Below are 16828 nucleotides of genomic sequence, written 5' to 3' on the forward strand. Positions count from 1 at the left end.
ATCGTGCAATGAGCTTTGAAAAGGCAACCGCGGTAGACAGCCGGCAACACCCCTACACGGCAGAGATCGCCGAAGGTTGGGATATTGTGGGTAACGCCAACGGCGGATATCTGCTGGCAATTGGTGCACGCGCTATGGCCAAGGCAGCGGCTCGCCCCTATCCCATTAGCGTCACAGCGCATTACCTGGCACCGGGCAGACCTGGCCCGGTCACCATAGACCCACAAATCATCAAAGCCGGTAAACGCCTGACTACGGTTCGAGCGACCTTACAAAGCCCCGACAAGCCGCTCATAGAGCTGCTGGGCAGCTTTGCGGATCTGGCAAGTTTTACCGGGCCTGCTCGTGTAGACGCAAATCCACCGGACCTTCCGCCCCCGGACCAATGCGTACGCTCGGTACCTAATCCCGAGCTAGGCTTCCCGCCGGCCATGATGGGCCGGGTGGATCTGCGTCTGCATCCGGATGACGCGAACTTTCTCAAGGGCAAGCCATCAGGCGACCCCTTGATCCGCGGCTGGCTACGCCTGCCGGATAATGAACCCATAGATCCTTTTGGACTGCTGCTGGCAACCGATTGTTTTCCGCCCACGATATTCAACGCCAACTTACCTGTTGCCTGGACACCCACGGTAGAGCTCACGGCGCATATTCGGGCAGTGCCTGAGCCCGGCTGGCTGCGCTGTCGTTTCAGCACGCGCTTCATTAGCGGCGGGATGATGGAAGAAGATGGAGAAGTCTGGGATAGCAGCGGTCGCCTGGTGGCGCAATCACGGCAGCTGGCACTGACGCCCCAAGCTTAAGACACCAGTGCCAATGAGGTGAGCAAGAATCGGGTGGAGCGCGCAGCGTGCCCGATTAACACTGCAGGCCCGGTAAAAAAAGAGTTGAACTATGCTTCGCCACAGTGCGCCTGCGAATGCGACAATTCGCCCCATGCCTGAGTCTTCACACAGTGCCTCTGCCCATTACCGCCTGGTTGCCGACGCGATTCGCTATCTGCGTGAGCATCAGCGTGAGCAGCCGACGCTGGAGAATCTTGCCCAGGCTCTAAACACCAGTGAGTTCCATCTGCAACGGACCTTCAGCAGCTGGGCCGGTGTATCGCCCAAACGCTTTTTGCAGATCATCACCCGACAATACGCCGTGGATGCCCTGCGCCAGCAGGCCACTGTGCTCGATGCCAGTCTGGACGCCGGGCTCTCGGGTCCCGGTCGCCTTCATGACCTGACACTGAGCTGTGACGCTATGACCCCCGGCGAAATTGCCAGTCGCGGCAAAGGCCTTAAGCTGCATTACGGATGGGGCGACACTCCCTTTGGCCCGGCGTTTGTAGGCTGGAGTGATCGAGGCATCAGTCAGCTGAGCATTCACAACAGCAAAGACGCCGAGGTAAGTCAGACCTTTAATGAGGAGTGGCGCGGTGCGGCGCGCGAGCAAAACAACTTAGCGGCGGCAGAGCTTCTGGAGCAGGTGTTTGCACAACCCCTGGAGCGCGGAAAATTACATCTGCTCCTTCGCGGCACCAACTTCCAGGTCAAAGTATGGGAGGCCCTCATGCAGGTCGCTCCGGGACAGCTGGTAAGTTATCAGCAACTCGGGGCCATAGCCGGCACCGGACAGGCTCATCGCGCCGTGGGCTCAGCCATGGCCCGCAATCGTATTGCCTACCTCATTCCCTGCCACCGCGTGATTCGCCAAGGCGGAGACTGGGGTAACTATCGCTGGGGCCTGGAGCGAAAACTGGCTCTGCATCTTTGGGAACACACCGCATGAGTACAGCGCAGCTTGCACAGTTGGTGGCGCTTGCCGCCATCTGGGGCTCTTCGTTTATGTTTATGCGTATCGCTGTGCCGCAGCTCGGGCCTCTATGGCTGCTGGAAATGCGTCTCGTGGCGGCCTCTTTAATACTACTGATCATCAGTCGCGCTATGCGCCGACCGCTGCACATCCGCAAGCACTGGCGTCATTACATGATTCTGGGTGTGTTCAACACCGCACTACCCTTCTGGGCTTTTGCCTATGCCGCGCAGACTCTACCTGCCTCCATGCTCGCCATACTCAACTCCACAGCGCCGCTGTGGGGATTACTCATCGGCTTTGTCTGGCGGGGCAAGCCCATCACACGCCGCGCAATCGTTGGCTTACTACTGGGGATGTCCGGCGTTGCGAGCCTGGTAGGTCTTGGGGGACTGGCAGTAAAACCCGAGGCACTGTTTGCGGTAATCCTTACCGCATCGGCGGCGATCTGCTACGGCATCGCCAGTAGCTATGCCGAGTACGCCGAGAAGGTAGAAACCTACGCCAATGCCCATGGCAGTCTCTGGGCGGCCACGCTCTTACTTTTGCCCTTTATCCCTTTTGCCCCCATGCCCACCGTATGGCCCCCCGGTGCGGTGGCCGCGGCACTTATCCTCGGCGTGCTTTGCACCGGCGTTGCCTACCTCATGTACTTCCATCTAATAGCTACCGCAGGCGCACCCTCGGCACTCACCGTAGGCTATTTGATTCCCCTGTGGGGCGTACTCTGGGGCTGGTTGTTTTTGGATGAAGCGGTGGGACTACACACGCTACTGGGTGCAGGCTTGGTGCTCAGTGGAACGATGCTCGTGACAGGTTTTAGACCCTCGCGATTACTTCGCGCGCTAAAACCTCCGACGGCTTAATCAGCCGAGGCTCTCCTGTTTCTCCATTTATTCACAAGCAGTATAAGCGTATAGGACAAGGGCGAGACCAGTAACACCAGTACAGCGAGAAGCAGGGGCAGCAGAAGCAGCCCCCAGAACCCGTCCGCGGAGGCTAGCTCTATATCGAGAGCGATCTCTCCGTTAACACCGCCTATTAAGAGCAGCGCAATACACAGGACTATACCCAAGGCCAGTCCACTTAAGACAGCCATGAGTATCTGAGTCTTTAAAAAGCGCGTAAATGTCACGCTTCTCGCCGCCATTGCCGATCATTCATTGTTTTAGCAGCTCAGACCTTCGACAGGATACGCCCGGTCAGATTGTTGATTCGCGCAAGCCCCTCCCGCAGATGATCATCAGGAAGCGCAGAGCTAAATCGAAAGTGCTGCTCCACGCCAAAGCGAGAACCGGGGATCACCAACACCCCCTCCTCGGCCAACAGTCGTGCGGCAAGCTCATCGGAGCTTAGTGGCAGATTGAATCGGACAAAAGACATCGCAGAAGCCTCCGGCGGCACAACGGAGTACACGCCACCATGCACTTTGAGTCCTTCGCGTAAGGTTTCGAAACCACGGCGGATCAAGCCTCGGGCCCGGGCGGTGATGGCGTCCCGGGCAGCCGGAGCCAGTGCAGCACAGGCTAACTTCATAGACATCATGCTTGCGGTAATCGATGCGTATTCGTGACGCCGCCACAAAGCAGGAATCAAAGACTCCGGCGCGACCAGCCAGCCCAAACGCAGCCCCGGCAAGCCATAGGCCTTGCTCATAGAGTTAATGGCAATCACTCGGCCATAGTCTCCCCAGAAGGACGGCGTGGGCTCATCACAGTGCCGCTCGGTGCCGCAATACACTTCGTCAGCAACAATCCACGCCCCCACTGACTTCGCTGCCGCCGTGATCAAGTCTCGATCCGCCTCGCTCAGTATTCGTCCTGTGGGGTTGTTAGGATTAACAACGTGAATGATTCGGGTTTGTTGATCTACTGCTGCCTCCAAACCCTGCGCATCAATCGCCCAGCCCCTGGCTTCGAGCATGTCCACCGTACGCACTTCAAAACCCAAGTTATGGGCATTACCGGCAAGCTGCTCATAGGTCGGACTAAAACGAATGACGTTGTCGCCAGGCTCCAGCAGCGTTGCTGCAACCAGTGTATTGGCCTCGGTAGCGCCAACGGTCACCAGCACGTTGTCGGCGTTAGCATTGCTATAGAGGGCGGCAATCCGCTCCCGCAACGCCTCATCGCCATTGACCTGAGGGTAGTCCACCAAGTTGGCAAGAAGCGCCTCCTGGTCAATGTCCGCCAACTCAATCAACTCGGCGTAGCTCATAGGATGCACACCGCTCTCAGAAAAGTTGTAGTGCACCCCGTGCTCGGTCTCCGACAGGTACTGCTCAACGGCGAAGGCTTGAAACTCCGACATGCTTTTAGTCCTTACAACGCCGACTCGACGGCTTGACCGTCTTGCTTGTAAACCACGCCGTTCTTCATCACAAAGTCCACGCGCGACAGCAGGTTGATATGTCGCAGTACATCGCCCTTTACCGCAATGATGTCAGCATACTTGCCGGCAGAAACGGTGCCCCACTTATCGGATACACCCATCATGACCGCACCCCAGTAGGTTGCTGCGCGAATCGTTTTCATGGCATCCACATTCATGACATTGACCCACACGTCCATCTCGTTCCAGGTGCTCTGGCAGTGAAACTTCATGGGGATGCCACTATCGGTACCTACCAGCATAACAACGCCCGCATCACGTAACTGCTGAAACTTGCGCTTGAGCGTAGGCTTACGCAGCGGTGTCAGCTGTGTATAGGCCAGCTGTCCGGGCTGCTGGATAGACGCCTTGATATCCGCAATGGTCGAAGGCTCTAAACCCCGGTGCCAGCATTCGCTGTCGAGCTTCTCGGGATTGGCCACAGTGAGATCGTAGTTCCACAAACCCTCAACGGTGGGGGTCCAAAATAGTGGGCCGCCGGCAATACGCCCGGTGGCAGTCCGCTCCTTGAGTAATTCCATGACATCCGCGGGGTACTCTGGCGCAGTGGTCAGACCGGTGTGCTCAAAGTTATCTACACCGATCTCGATTCCTCGGCGAACTTCGTCTGGGCGATGTGAATGCGCCACCACCTTAAGACCATGCTTGTGCGCTTCGTCCACCACGGCCTGAGCTTCTTCAAGGGTCATCTTGTCCTGGTCGATCAGCTTAATAATATCCACGCCGGCATCAGCGAGCTTTTTGACCTTGCGTCGTCCGTCCGCAACACTATCAACACCCCAGCGGTAAAAGTCCGTGCCGGGATAAGCCTCATGCTGAATAAAGGGCCCTGATACAAACAATCGGGGGCCCGGGATCTCACCCGACTCAATGCGATTCTTCACTGACATAGACGCGTCCAGTGGCGCCCCCAGGTCTCGGGCAGTGGTGATTCCCGCAAGCAATAACTGCACCGCACTTGAAGGCATAATCTCACTGGCCAAGCGGTCTTTATAGGTAGGATGCCAATGGCTGTAATCGGCATGCCCGTTGAGCATAAGATGGGCATGGTTTTCCCAAAGCCCCGGCAGTACGTCCATGCCCTCGGTGGACACCACCTCGTAACCCTCGGGCACCGGCAAGGTCGAAACGGTACCCACTTCCTGAATAACCCCGTCTTCGACCAGGATCACGCTATTGGCAATGGGCTGATGCCCGAAACCATCAATCAAACGCCCGCCGACCAGCGCCGTGCCGGCCGTCGCAGAGACCGAAGCCAGCGCTGCACCGAAGAGCGCGGCACTGGCAAGCACCGCACAGATGTTGGTTTTGACCGTTACAGCTTGTTGTTTCATCATCTTTTAGACCTCTATCTTTATAATTTATGCAGCGCATCCGTAGCGCAAAATCAGCTACCGAACCCCGCCCAACAATCCACCCCGTTGACCTTAAGCGGCAGTACGGCCATTGTTAAGGGCACTACAGCAAAACAAACTTGGGAGATCCTCTCTTGCATCAACCACCAAACGTTCACAAATCTGGCAGCCAAGAGCTTTGTACTTCGGATTCTCGACGTTCGAGTGTAGCGCGAAAGCTTCCGAGCCTGCGACTTGCCACACCCTTACTCTGTGTTTTGCTGGCCGGCACACCCCTTGCGCATGCGCAGGATCAGAAGCAGCAGGTACTTCAGGCGGTCACAGCACTCTTTGATGCCATGCGTGCGAAAGATGCAGACGCGCTTGATTCAGCGTTTTTGCCAGAAGGCCGTTTGGGTACCAAAGGCACCCAGGCATGGATCGCACAGGTTGCCAGCTCAGACGCCTATCTGGATGAAGTGACCTTTGACGAAACCGTGCTGGTTGATGACAAGATGGCTATGGCGTGGACGCCCTACAACCTGTTTGTTAATGGGGAATTCCATCACTGCGGTGTGGATGTTTTTAGCCTGCGTAAAAGCGAGGGGCAGTGGAAGATTCTGCAGTTAGACGATACCCGCCGCACCGAGGGCTGTGACCCAAAGCGGCGCGGCCGATAACAGAGTCCATCAATCCGCAAAACGGTAAAAAGCATCCATGGCCCGGTACAGCATGTGCACATCTACCTTGGAGCTGATGGCATAGGTCGAGTGTATCGACAGAACCGGCACGCCGTAGTCGATCACCTCCATGTTGCGCCGGGACAGCGAATTACCGATGGTCCCGCCAGAAGCTCGACCTTTGTAGGTAGCGGTCTGCCACTTCACACTGGCGCCATCAAGGTAAGCACGGTTCCAGGCCATAAACTCCGAGTTGGCGTTAAAGCCGCCGCCATAGAGCTTAAGGTTTACCCCATAACCTAAGCGCGGTGCATTACCCGCCTCCCAAACACCGGGATGACTGGGGTGCACCCCCGGATTCACATCAGACGAAACAACTTTGGTATTGCGAAGCGCGCGGCGCACGTCGATGTCGGTGTAGGCGTCGCCCCGCTCCCGATAGACAAGCTCAGCAAGCAGGTCTACAAAATAGTCAGAGTTAGAACCGGTGTTGTTAACGTTCCCCACTTCTTCGTTGTCCACAAGAAACGCCACTGCCGTTCTCTTAGGATCAGTCTGCTCCACAATGGCGCGCAGTGCGGTATACGAAGACAGCTTATCGTCCTGCCCATAGATCGCCATCATGCCGCGATCAAAGCCTATATCTCTAGGCGCCACTGCCGGCACGATTGCTAGTTCCGCTGATACGAGGTCTTCTTCTTCGATGTTGTACTCGGATTTCAGGAAGCCCAATACTGAATCCTTTAATGAGGAATCTGCTGGCGTGATTGAGGCGATAATTGGATCCAACTCTTCCCCCATAATCACGTCCCGGTTGGTTCGCTCGCGATAATCCTGATCCACATGCGGAGACAGGTCCGGGATAATAAAAATGGGATCGTCTTCGCTAAGACCCACAGAGATCGAGACGCGAGAGCCGTCTTTTTTATCCACATGCCCTACCAGAGCCAGCGGCAGATTCACCCACTGATAGTTCTTGATGCCGCCGTGACGATAGGTCTGAAATAGTGCAAATCCCTCGGACTCATAGAGCGGCCGCCCCTTGAGCTCCAGTCGCGGGGAGTCAACGTGTGCGCCCACCACTCTAAAGCCGTCGGTCATGGGCTCAGAACCCACGACAAAGAGTGTCAGCGTGCGATCTCTATTCACATCATAGTAGCGGCCACCGGAAGGTAACTCTCCCTCAGCGGGCATCGCCTTAAAGCCGGCTTCTTCGGCAATACGCACAGCCTCACTGACAAAGCTCAGCTCCGTCTTGGCGCGACTCATAAAGTCTTTGTAATCTTCGGCAAAGGCAAACACTTCGCTTCGCTCAGATTCAGAAATCATTTGCCAGGCCGATTGAGGGCCATTTTCGTCATCAGCGCTCGCTGTAAAGCTTGCAAGCAGCAGCGACGCCAGCAGAAGTGAGGAATAAGCCGAGAGTGCGGCTAGCATCTTGGGGGGCTTCACAGACATGTAAGCGTTCTCCGAATTGTCTTTATCAAAATTGTCTGAGCGTAACTACAACAAGAATTAATCAGTCACACCGTCGACCGACAGGAAGGTCCCATCCTCGGCTCGGACGATCGTGTGAGCCTCAAGAACCGCACCGGGCTTAATGCCACCAAGGATATGCGGAAACAACTCATCGGTTGCGCCTTCAAAGTTTGGCGGTATGTCACCCACAGGCGCCGTCCCTTCGAACACTGTCGTTACCCCGGTCGACGCTAGGCTCTCTACTGTCATACGTAAGCAGTACCACTCTCCTTTCACCTGAGGATAGAAATGGTTAGCTACGTTCATAAGCTTTGCCGGGTTCGAGGTGCCGTGGGTAAAACCATCTGCCTCGTAGGTGGGCGGAAAATAAGTAGAGTCCTCTGCCAGCACCTGATCCCAAAGCTTGGCCTGGACCATATGAAACACGTAGGGAAAACCTGTGGGATTGAGTGGCTCATCAGCCGCAGCGACAGAAAACGACAATGTGGTTAAAAGTAGAACGAGCAAGCGACGCATAAAAGTTCCTTGAATGCCAAGAGAATAGATTGGGTTATTCTTAGTCTACGGAAAAGGAGCCCATCGTGTTAGTCAATAAATCAAAGCTATTCGGACAGTATTCGATCACTCGCATTGCGACGGCACTATGCAGCCTTGTGTTGGGGGCAGCCCTTGCAAGCCATAGCAGCGCAGAGGCAGACATTGGCGCATTGCAAAGTTCCACCCTTATATACAACGCCAGAATTATTGATGGATCTGAAAGCCCCGCATATTTAGGCGCTGTACGGGTAATCAACGACGGGATTGTTGAGCTTGGCGATCTGTCTCCTCGACCAGGCGAATACGTGATTGACGCAAAGGGTCTGGTACTCGCGCCGGGATTTATCGACACCCACAGCCACCACGACGATGACGGCGCACTGGCCAAACATCCTGACGCGCTGCCCTTACTCACCCAGGGCATCACCACCAGCGTGTTTGGCCAGGACGGCGGTCACAATTATCCGCTGGGTGGTTTTCTCAAGGGCTTCGATCAAAACCCCAGCAGCGTCAATGTGGCTTCTTATGTAGGGCACAACACATTACGCGATCGCGTCATGGGCGATGACGCCAAGCGGGTAGCCACCGAGGTCGAGGTCGATGCTATGCGCGCAATGCTGCTGGAGGAGCTTGCTGCAGGAGCTTTGGGACTATCCACGGGCCTGGAGTACGAGCCCGGAATTTACTCACAGACCGCCGAGGTTCTGGTTCTTGCCAAAGCGACAGCCGCTCAAGGCGGCCGGTATATCTCTCATGTGAGATCCGAAGATCGTTTTTTATGGGACGCCATGGACGAGATCATCGAGATCGGCAAACAAACGGGCATGCCGGTGCAAATCTCTCACATCAAGCTTGCTGCAAAAAATCTCTGGGGGCAGTCGTCGACACTGCTGAAAAAATTAGAAGCTGCGCGCGCAGAAGGCATCAACATCACCGCAGACGTGTACCCCTATGAATATTGGCAGTCCACTATGTGGGTTCTACTGCCAGACAGAAATGCAGACAATCTGGATGAGATTAAATTCGTATTGGAGCAGTTGACGCCTGCCTCCGGCGTTATTTTTACGCGCTTCGAACCCAACCCCAGCTATGTGAATCAATCTGTGGCCGAGATCGCTGCCCTTAGGGGCAGCTCTGAGGTGCAGACGTTTTCTGCTCTTTTGAAAGAGGCCGATGCCTGGTCGCAAGCTCACGACGGCGCTTCCGCTGAATCCATCATGGGAAAATCCATGACCGAGTCGGACATCGAAGCTTTTATTGCCTGGAAGCACAGCAACATCTGCAGCGATGGCGGCTTTGAGGGTCATCCCCGAGGGCACGGTGCCTTTCCTCGCGTGCTCGCACACTATGTACGCGACAAGAACGTAATCGCCTTAGAAACCGCGGTAGCGGCCATGACCTCTCGTGCGGCCGATCATCTAGGCTTTACAGGCCGTGGCAGAATTGCACCGGGAATGAAGGCTGATCTGGTGCTATTTGATCCTGACACTATTCAAGATCATGCGGGTATTCGCGACGGCCAGGTTCTCTCAACAGGTGTTCACAGTGTGTGGGTCAACGGCCAACTTGTACTGGACGATGGAGCGGCGACGGGAGCGCGCTCGGGCCGAGTGCTGCGCCGGGCACTCTAGATTAGCTTACAGCTGCAAGCTCCGTGCGTAAGCGTTTCCCCCAACGCTTTGGATAAACCTCGGTGAGCGATACTGACTCGCAACCCTGAAAAGGCAGAAAACGCTTCAGCGCCTCAACGAAGGCCTGCACAAGCAGCTCCTCATCGTGATCAATGCGCTCCCAGTGCAGCGCTTTGATTTCAAGATGCCTGGTTTTGCGATGTGCCTTGCAGTCCATGCGTCCAACAAACTCATCGCGAAACAGCAGCGGCAACGAGAAGTACCCGTGCTGACGTTTAGTCTCGGGAACATAGCATTCCAACTGGTAATCATAGTCGAACACGGCTTTGAGCCGGTCTCGCTGAATCACGCTGTTATCAAAGGGCGACAATATATGCATCCGATTGCTTACGCGCGGCATTGATCCATCGAGGGCTCCGGACTCAATAATCAATACATCGCCATTGGGGGTCTGAACCTGTTCTAAGGCCTGCTGTGCGAGCCCTTCGTCCACAAGCGCTTTCACTGCAGCGCGTAAATCGGCACTCTTGCGCAAATAAGTAATACCCCGTAGCGACACGCAGGCGTGACTGCGGAGCTGCTGATCAAGCAGGTACTGTGCAAACTCATCGGTGCTGGGAGTTCGTGTATCGATGTGATCGGGCAATACCCGCTCAGTGAGGTCATAGGTCTTCTGAAAGCCCTCGCGATCGCTGACCATCAAATCGCCTTGCATATACAGCTGCTCCAAGGCCTTCTTTGCCGGCTTCCAATCCCACCAACCCTCTCGCTTGGGCTGATTGCTCTCGAGGTCCCGAGAGCGCAGCGGGCCATCGCGGCGAATACGATCCAGCAAGTCCCGCATTAGCGGTTTATCCGGGGACTTGTACCAGTGGATCTGACCGTCTTTGATCGCCTGCTTGTAGGGCAAAGAAAAACGAAAGTCCGCGATGGGAAGAAAAGCAGCGGCGTGACTCCAATACTCAAAAATATCTCGATTGAGTAGAAGCTGGTTCATCATCGCCGGCTTGAAGCCGGGTACTCGGGCATGCAGAACATGATGATGAGCTCGCTCCACCACCGAAATAGAATCGATCTGCACGTAACCAATGTGGGTAATAGCCTCGGCGGCGCCCGCAAGCCCCGCGCCAAAGGCTTGGGCCTGGAGCAAGCCCTGGGCCGACAAAACACCACGGCGAAGACGTACCACATCTTTAGGATGATTGAGGACTATCATTAATTTGCTCGGAAGAACGAGCGAAGGATCATACCGTCGATCACGGGCAGGTGTCAGACAGAATGGATCAAAAGGAATTGGTCGGGACGGCAGGATTTGAACCTGCGACCACCACACCCCCAGTGTGGTGCGCTACCAGGCTGCGCTACGCCCCGAGCGGTAGAACTTGATTACTTGGCAAGAATTCGCCCCAGCAATCGAGGCGGCATTATACGCAAGAAATTGGTGCTGACAATGATTGGCGCTACGAATGCCTGCTCTGACCAGCTAGCGACCGGGCTTCAACAACTCCAGCAACTCTTCCAGGTCATCAATGGTTTCTTGAATCACTGCATCGATATGCGTGGGATGCACACCTTTGGTCTTCTCGTCGGTCATGCGCTGACGCGCGCCGCCAATGGTGTATCCATCGTCATACAGCAAAGTGCGGATCTGACGAATAGTCAGCACATCTTCACGCTGATAATAGCGACGATTACCCCGGCGTTTAACCGGTTTAAGCTGCGGAAATTCCTGTTCCCAGTAACGCAGTACGTGTGGCTTTACAGCACACAGCTCGCTCACCTCACCGATGGTGAAGTAACGCTTGCCTGGAATGGCAGGGAGTTCGTTATTGTGACTCGGTTCCAGCATATTCCTCTACTCTGGCCTTGAGCTTCTGCCCCGGCCTGAAGGTTACCACCCTGCGAGCAGAAATCGGAATTTCCTCTCCCGTCTTTGGGTTACGTCCCGGACGCTGGTTTTTGTCACGCAAATCGAAGTTGCCAAAACCCGAGAGCTTCACCTGTTCGTTATTCTCCAGGCAAACTCGAATTTCCTCAAAAAACAGCTCGACTATTTCTTTCGCCTCGCGCTTATTCAGCCCAAGCTCTTCAAATAACCGCTCTGCCATTTCGGACTTGGTCAGTGCGCTCATGCTCAACCGTCCCGGTCACACCTTAACTACGAACTTCCGTTTTTACCCGCGAAGCTCTGCTTGATAGTTTTCTTTCAGCGAATCAATGACTTGCTGAATACATTTATTGACTTCATTATCATCAAGGGTGCGCGAATGATCCTGAAAAGTCAAACCCAGGGCGACACTTTTGCGAGCAGGATCAATACCTTTGCCCTCATAGACGTCAAAGAGCCTTAAGTCCTGAAGGTAAACGCCCGCATTGTCCCGAACATTGGCTAAGAGTTCACCAGCGGTGACACTCTTGTCCACCACCACCGCTACATCGCGGCGCAGCGCCGGATAGCGCGACACCGGCGCAAAGGCAGGTATGACTGCTGCGCTGAGCAGCTCCAGATCAAGCTCCGCCACCATGACGGGAAGATCAAAGTCCAAATCCTTTTGTAGGGTCGGATGCAGCGCCCCTATAAAGCCGACCGTACTGTCTCCACGCTTGAGCCAGGCGGTCTGCCCGGGATGCAGCGCACTGCGCTCACCTGTCTCGAAGTGAAATGAGCCTGGGTCTCCCGTGAGGGCCAGCAAAGCCTCAACATCACCTTTCAGGTCATAAAAGTCCACGTTCCGCGCCGGCTCCGCCCAGCCCTCAGCGGCCAAAGAGCCGGTGATAAGCATGGCCAGCCCCGGACGCTGACTGAGTCCTTCAGGGCCGGTTACAAACCGCAAACCTGTCTCGAACAAACGAACTCTGGGCTGCTGACGTTTTACATTGTGCTGCGCCGAGCGCAGTAAGCCTGCGAGCAAACTGCTGCGCATCACGGCGTGCTCCGGCGAGATTGGATTGTTGAGCACCACAGGATCGATTGTTGGATCCAGCTGCTTTTGAATATCTGCATCCACAAAGCTGTAGCAAATTGCCTCGTAGTAATCTCTGGCCACCAGCGCCCGACGCAGCTGCTTAAGACGGATCTTTTCTTCAGGTATTGATGGTAGAACTACATCGGCCCGAATGCGCGTTACCGGAAGATTGTTATAGCCGTACACTCGCGCCAGCTCTTCAAGTAGATCTGCCTCAATGCGCAAATCAAAGCGCCAGCTCGGCACAGCGCATTCCCAACCGCCGTCTACCGCAGTGACCTCCAAACCGACACCACGCAGAATCCGCTCTACGGTCTCGTCATCGATAACCACGCCCAGCAGACGCTCGATACGCGCCGCCCGCAGGTGAATTGGCGCAGGCGCAGGCAGAGCTTCTTCGGCTACGGCCTCGGTAATAGGTCCGGCAGCACCACCGACTATCTCCAGCAACAACTCCGTCGCGCGCTCCATGGCCCGGCGCTGGAGGCAAAAGTCCACGCCACGCTCAAAACGGTGAGATGAGTCAGTGTGCAATCCAAAGGATCGAGCCTGACCACTGAGCGGCTCTGGCGCAAAAAACGCCGCCTCCAGCAAAAGCCGCGTCGTGCCCTGCCCTACAGCGGATTCGGCCCCGCCCATAATGCCCGCAAAAGCCAGCGGCCCCTCGTGATCGGCAATCACAAGATTGCCCTCACCGAGGGTGATTTCCTGGTCGTTGAGCAAAGTAAATGACTCTTTGGCGCTGGCCTCGCGCACGATGATGCCGCCCTTGATCTTGTCCAGGTCAAAGGCATGCATGGGCTGCCCAAACTCCAGCAGCAGGTAGTTGGTAATGTCTACCGCCGCATCGATACTGCGTAGACCACAGCGGCGAAGCTTCTCCTGCATCCACAGCGGCGAAGGCTGACTCAAATCAACGCCGTCGATAACGCGGCACAAATACCGGGGGCAGCGCTCTTTGGCGCGCAGCTCTACGGTAACCGCTTCGTCGGTAGTAATCGCTTGTACATTCTCTGGCGGTGCGCAGACCGGCAGGTCATTCAAAAGACCCACTTCTCGTGCGATGCCCGCCAGACCCAAACAATCCGAACGGTTGGGCGTAAGTCCAATCTCGATGCTCACATCGTCAAGCTTGAGGTAGTCGCGAAGATCTGTACCCAAGGGCGCGTCAGCGGGCAGCTCCAAAATGCCATCTTTTTCTTCGGATAGGCCCAGCTCCGAGGCTGCGCAAAGCATGCCCTGCGACTCTACACCCCGCAGCTTTGCCGCCTTGATGGCAAAATCTCCGGGTAGCACGGCGCCAACAACTGCCAGGGGCGTTTTCAATCCTGCTCGGGCGTTCGGTGCACCACAAACGATCTGCAGGGTATTACCGTTACCGGCATCCACAGTACAGACGCGCAGCTTGTCCGCATCCGGGTGCTGCACCGCCTCGGTAATCTCGGCCACGATCACACTGGTAAACGCGCCGGCCACGGGCTCGATAGCATCCACCTCAAGGCCGGCCATAGTAATTTGATGCCCCAGGGCCTCACTGCCAAGCGCGGGATTCACCCATTCGCGCAGCCATTGCTCACTGAATTTCACGTGATAACTCCTTTATGCCGCAACCGTTGCCGCGCAATCAAAATTGCGCGAGGAAGCGCAGGTCGTTTTCAAAGAATAGGCGCAGGTCGTTGACGCCGTAACGCAGCATGGCCAGACGCTCGACACCCATACCAAAGGCAAAACCTGAGTAACGTTCGGGGTCGATACCCGCCATCTCAAAGACGCGAGGATGGACCATGCCGCAGCCCATCACCTCTAGCCAACCGGTATGGCTGCACACCCGACAGCCATCACCACCACAGTGCACGCACTGAATATCGACCTCGGCACCGGGTTCTACAAAGGGGAAGTAGGACGGACGAAAACGCACGGCAAACTCCTTCTCGAAGAACACCTGCAAAAACTGCTCTATCAGTCCTTTGAGATCCGCAAGACTTGAGTGCTCATCCACCAACAGGCCTTCTACCTGATGAAACATCGGCGTGTGCGTCAAATCTGAATCGCAGCGATAAACACGCCCGGGGCAAATGACCCGTAAAGGCGGCTCGCTGTTTTCCATTACCCGGACCTGCACCGGCGAGGTATGGGTGCGTAACACAGTTCTCGGGTCGACAAAGAACGTATCGTGCTCGGCCCGCGCTGGGTGATGCGGCGGAAAGTTCAGCGCCTCAAAGTTGTAATAGTCGTCTTCCACCTCGGGGCCATCGGCCACGGAGAATCCGGCAGAGCCAAAGAACTCTTCGATGCGCTCGATGGTGCGACTAATCGGGTGCACACGACCACCGCTCCCAGCGCGGCCCGGCAGTGTGACATCAATCGACTCCTTGGCCAGACGCGCACTCACCGCCGCTTCTTCCAGGGCAGCTTTACGCTCACCGATGAGCGCCTGCATCTCCTGCTTTACGACATTGATCTGCGCACCGGCAGCGGGTCGATCCTCGGGATCAAGAGACGATAAGCCTTTAAGCAGAGCCGTCAGCGCGCCTTTTTTACCCAGATAATCTACCCGGGCTGTCTCCAGCGCCGGTACATCCGGGGCGGCGTTGATCGCCTGACGTGCTTCATTGGCAAGTTGTTCGAGGTTTTCCATGGTCCATCACTACCCATAAAAAAAGGGAAAAGGCTGAGCCCTTTCCCTTTTGATTTTCCGTGTTGCAAGCCGTACCGCTATCGCGGCGGGATTGATCCAGCCAGGGGCTTAAGCAGCAAGAGCTGCTTTAGCTTGCTCCACGACCGCTGCAAAGGCTGGCTTGTCATGTACTGCGAGGTCCGCAAGTACGCGACGATCCAATCCAATGTCGGCCTTCTTAAGGCCGTTGATCAGCTTGCTATAAGTCAAACCATTGGCACGGGACTGAGCGTTGATACGCGTGATCCACAGTGCACGGAACTGACGCTTGCGCTGGCGACGGTCACGATAAGCGTATTGACCCGCTTTAGTGACTGCCTGCTTGGCTACGCGAAAGACGCGTGAGCGTGCTCCGTAATAACCTTTGGCTTGCTTCAGAATTTTCTTGTGTCGACGGTGTGCGACGACTCCACGTTTTACGCGAGGCATAGTTTTCTCCTGTCCTTATTAAACGCTTAGCGCGCCCGCAACATGCGGTCGATCAGCACTTTGTCACTATCATGGATCATTGAAGTTCCACGCAGCTGGCGCTTACGCTTAGTGGTCATTTTGGTCAGGATGTGGCTCTTATGCGCACTCTTGCGCTTGTAGCCGCCTGCGGTTTTCTTGAAGCGTTTAGCCGCTCCGCTGTGAACTTTTGCTTTAGGCATTACTTGTACTCCGCATTGGGTTCGACTCTCCCAGAGGCTAGCTCGTGGGGCTAAGGTCGAAACTCAGATCAAATCAAACGGTCTAGGGCATTCACGGGCCGCTAGCCATTCTTCCTTTTCGGGGCAATAACCATGGTCATCTGTCGGCCTTCCATTTTCGGAAACTGCTCGACACCGCCAAGTTCAGCAAGATCGGCTTCTACTCGTTTGAGTAGCTCCATGCCTATCTCCTGGTGAGCCATTTCACGACCGCGAAAACGCAGCGTGACTTTGGCCTTATCCCCGTTCTCAAGAAAACGCACCAGGTTGCGTAGTTTTACCTGGTAGTCCCCTTCCTCCGTCCCTGGACGAAACTTCATTTCTTTAAGCTGCGTACGCTTTTGCTTCTTCTTCTGGGCGTTTTTCTGCTTCTTCGCCTCGAAGATGTGCTTGCCGTAATCCATGACCTTACAGACCATGGGATCCGACTGATCCGCAATCAATACAAGGTCCATGCTCGCCGCCTCAGCAGCTGCTCGTGCCTCGGCAAGTGAGACAACGCCCACCTGCTCACCTTCGGCACCTACAAGACGGACCTTATCCGCGACTATTTCGTCATTGATAAGGGATTTCTTACCCTTACCGCTATCTTTACTGATCGCTGTTCTCCATTTCTGCGCTCCATCAACTGGGAGCCTTCTGTC

Annotated in this window: 18 protein-coding genes and 1 tRNA gene; 5 read left to right on the forward strand and 14 right to left on the reverse strand. The window is 55.6% G+C overall.

The genetic code is table 11. From position 1 onward, the window contains the following. Window positions 1–8 precede the first annotated feature (8 nt). The 3 genes from R0135_RS06025 (at window position 9) to R0135_RS06035 (ending at window position 2666) form a co-directional block, all read left to right on the forward strand. Window positions 9–803, forward strand: a complete 795-nt coding sequence (locus tag R0135_RS06025; protein WP_407349354.1) for a thioesterase family protein — start codon at window positions 9–11, stop codon at window positions 801–803. 91 nt (window positions 804–894) lie between these two features. Next, window positions 895–1776, forward strand: coding sequence for a methylated-DNA--[protein]-cysteine S-methyltransferase (locus tag R0135_RS06030; protein ID WP_407349355.1), 882 nt, complete (start codon window positions 895–897; stop codon window positions 1774–1776). Beyond that, window positions 1773–2666 carry a DMT family transporter gene (locus R0135_RS06035; RefSeq protein ID WP_407349356.1) on the forward strand — a complete coding sequence of 298 codons (894 nt, stop codon included), beginning with the start codon at window positions 1773–1775 and terminating at the stop codon, window positions 2664–2666. The genes R0135_RS06030 and R0135_RS06035 overlap by 4 nt, the downstream gene beginning before the upstream one ends. Here the strand turns inward: R0135_RS06035 and R0135_RS06040 are convergent. Genes R0135_RS06040 through R0135_RS06050 form a run of 3 tightly spaced genes read right to left on the reverse strand, consistent with a single transcriptional unit; the run spans window position 2663 to window position 5528 of the window. After that, on the reverse strand, window positions 2663–2935 hold the full coding sequence (locus tag R0135_RS06040; RefSeq protein WP_407349357.1) for a hypothetical protein: 273 nt from the start codon (window positions 2933–2935) through the stop codon (window positions 2663–2665). The genes R0135_RS06035 and R0135_RS06040 overlap by 4 nt on opposite strands. 41 nt (window positions 2936–2976) lie before the next feature. Further along, on the reverse strand, window positions 2977–4110 hold the full coding sequence (locus tag R0135_RS06045; protein WP_407349358.1) for an aminotransferase class I/II-fold pyridoxal phosphate-dependent enzyme: 1134 nt from the start codon (window positions 4108–4110) through the stop codon (window positions 2977–2979). Between the two features lie 11 nt (window positions 4111–4121). Next, complete coding sequence (locus tag R0135_RS06050; RefSeq protein ID WP_407349359.1) at window positions 4122–5528, reverse strand: amidohydrolase family protein; 1407 nt, start codon at window positions 5526–5528, stop codon at window positions 4122–4124. A gap of 152 nt (window positions 5529–5680) precedes the next feature. On the opposite strand from R0135_RS06050, the gene R0135_RS06055 reads away from it, so the two are divergent. After that, window positions 5681–6205 carry a nuclear transport factor 2 family protein gene (locus R0135_RS06055; protein WP_407349360.1) on the forward strand — a complete coding sequence of 175 codons (525 nt, stop codon included), beginning with the start codon at window positions 5681–5683 and terminating at the stop codon, window positions 6203–6205. 9 nt (window positions 6206–6214) lie between these two features. Here the strand turns inward: R0135_RS06055 and R0135_RS06060 are convergent, their stop codons facing one another. Beyond that, a complete protein-coding gene (locus R0135_RS06060) occupies window positions 6215–7663 on the reverse strand; it encodes an aminopeptidase 1 (RefSeq protein WP_407349361.1) in 1449 nt (482 codons plus the stop codon). 57 nt (window positions 7664–7720) lie between these two features. After that, the gene (locus R0135_RS06065; protein WP_407349362.1) at window positions 7721–8200 is read right to left on the reverse strand and encodes a DUF952 domain-containing protein; all 480 of its coding nucleotides are present in this window, start codon (window positions 8198–8200) and stop codon (window positions 7721–7723) included. Window positions 8201–8265: 65 nt separating this feature from the next. On the opposite strand from R0135_RS06065, the gene R0135_RS06070 reads away from it, so the two are divergent. Continuing rightward, the gene (locus R0135_RS06070; protein WP_407349363.1) at window positions 8266–9852 is read left to right on the forward strand and encodes an amidohydrolase family protein; all 1587 of its coding nucleotides are present in this window, start codon (window positions 8266–8268) and stop codon (window positions 9850–9852) included. 1 nt (window position 9853) lies between these two features. On the opposite strand, the gene R0135_RS06075 is transcribed toward R0135_RS06070, so the two are convergent. The 9 genes from R0135_RS06075 to infC form a co-directional block, all read right to left on the reverse strand. Then, on the reverse strand, window positions 9854–11068 hold the full coding sequence (locus R0135_RS06075) for a winged helix-turn-helix domain-containing protein (protein WP_407349364.1): 1215 nt from the start codon (window positions 11066–11068) through the stop codon (window positions 9854–9856). Window positions 11069–11146: 78 nt separating this feature from the next. Then, window positions 11147–11223, reverse strand: a tRNA-Pro gene (locus R0135_RS06080). A 112-nt stretch (window positions 11224–11335) separates the two neighbouring features. After that, window positions 11336–11701, reverse strand: coding sequence for a MerR family transcriptional regulator (locus tag R0135_RS06085; protein WP_008294680.1), 366 nt, complete (start codon window positions 11699–11701; stop codon window positions 11336–11338). Then, window positions 11679–11984, reverse strand: a complete 306-nt coding sequence (gene ihfA, locus R0135_RS06090; protein WP_008294679.1) for an integration host factor subunit alpha — start codon at window positions 11982–11984, stop codon at window positions 11679–11681. The genes R0135_RS06085 and ihfA overlap by 23 nt, the downstream gene beginning before the upstream one ends. 42 nt (window positions 11985–12026) lie before the next feature. Continuing rightward, window positions 12027–14405 carry a phenylalanine--tRNA ligase subunit beta gene (pheT, locus tag R0135_RS06095; protein ID WP_407349365.1) on the reverse strand — a complete coding sequence of 793 codons (2379 nt, stop codon included), beginning with the start codon at window positions 14403–14405 and terminating at the stop codon, window positions 12027–12029. Window positions 14406–14442: 37 nt separating this feature from the next. Further along, window positions 14443–15456 carry a phenylalanine--tRNA ligase subunit alpha gene (gene pheS / locus R0135_RS06100; protein WP_407349366.1) on the reverse strand — a complete coding sequence of 338 codons (1014 nt, stop codon included), beginning with the start codon at window positions 15454–15456 and terminating at the stop codon, window positions 14443–14445. Between the two features lie 108 nt (window positions 15457–15564). Further along, entirely contained in the window at window positions 15565–15924 is a 360-nt protein-coding gene (rplT, locus tag R0135_RS06105) for a 50S ribosomal protein L20 (RefSeq protein WP_008294676.1), read from the reverse strand. A gap of 26 nt (window positions 15925–15950) precedes the next feature. Beyond that, the gene (rpmI, locus tag R0135_RS06110) at window positions 15951–16145 is read right to left on the reverse strand and encodes a 50S ribosomal protein L35 (protein ID WP_009023008.1); all 195 of its coding nucleotides are present in this window, start codon (window positions 16143–16145) and stop codon (window positions 15951–15953) included. Between the two features lie 101 nt (window positions 16146–16246). Continuing rightward, window positions 16247–16783 (reverse strand): translation initiation factor IF-3, encoded by a 537-nt coding sequence (gene infC / locus R0135_RS06115; RefSeq protein WP_083791582.1) that lies wholly within the window; start codon window positions 16781–16783, stop codon window positions 16247–16249. Between the last annotated feature and the right edge of the window lie 45 nt (window positions 16784–16828).

Source organism: Congregibacter variabilis (assembly GCF_045689235.1).
GTDB classification, from domain to species: Bacteria; Pseudomonadota; Gammaproteobacteria; order Pseudomonadales; family Halieaceae; genus Congregibacter; species Congregibacter variabilis.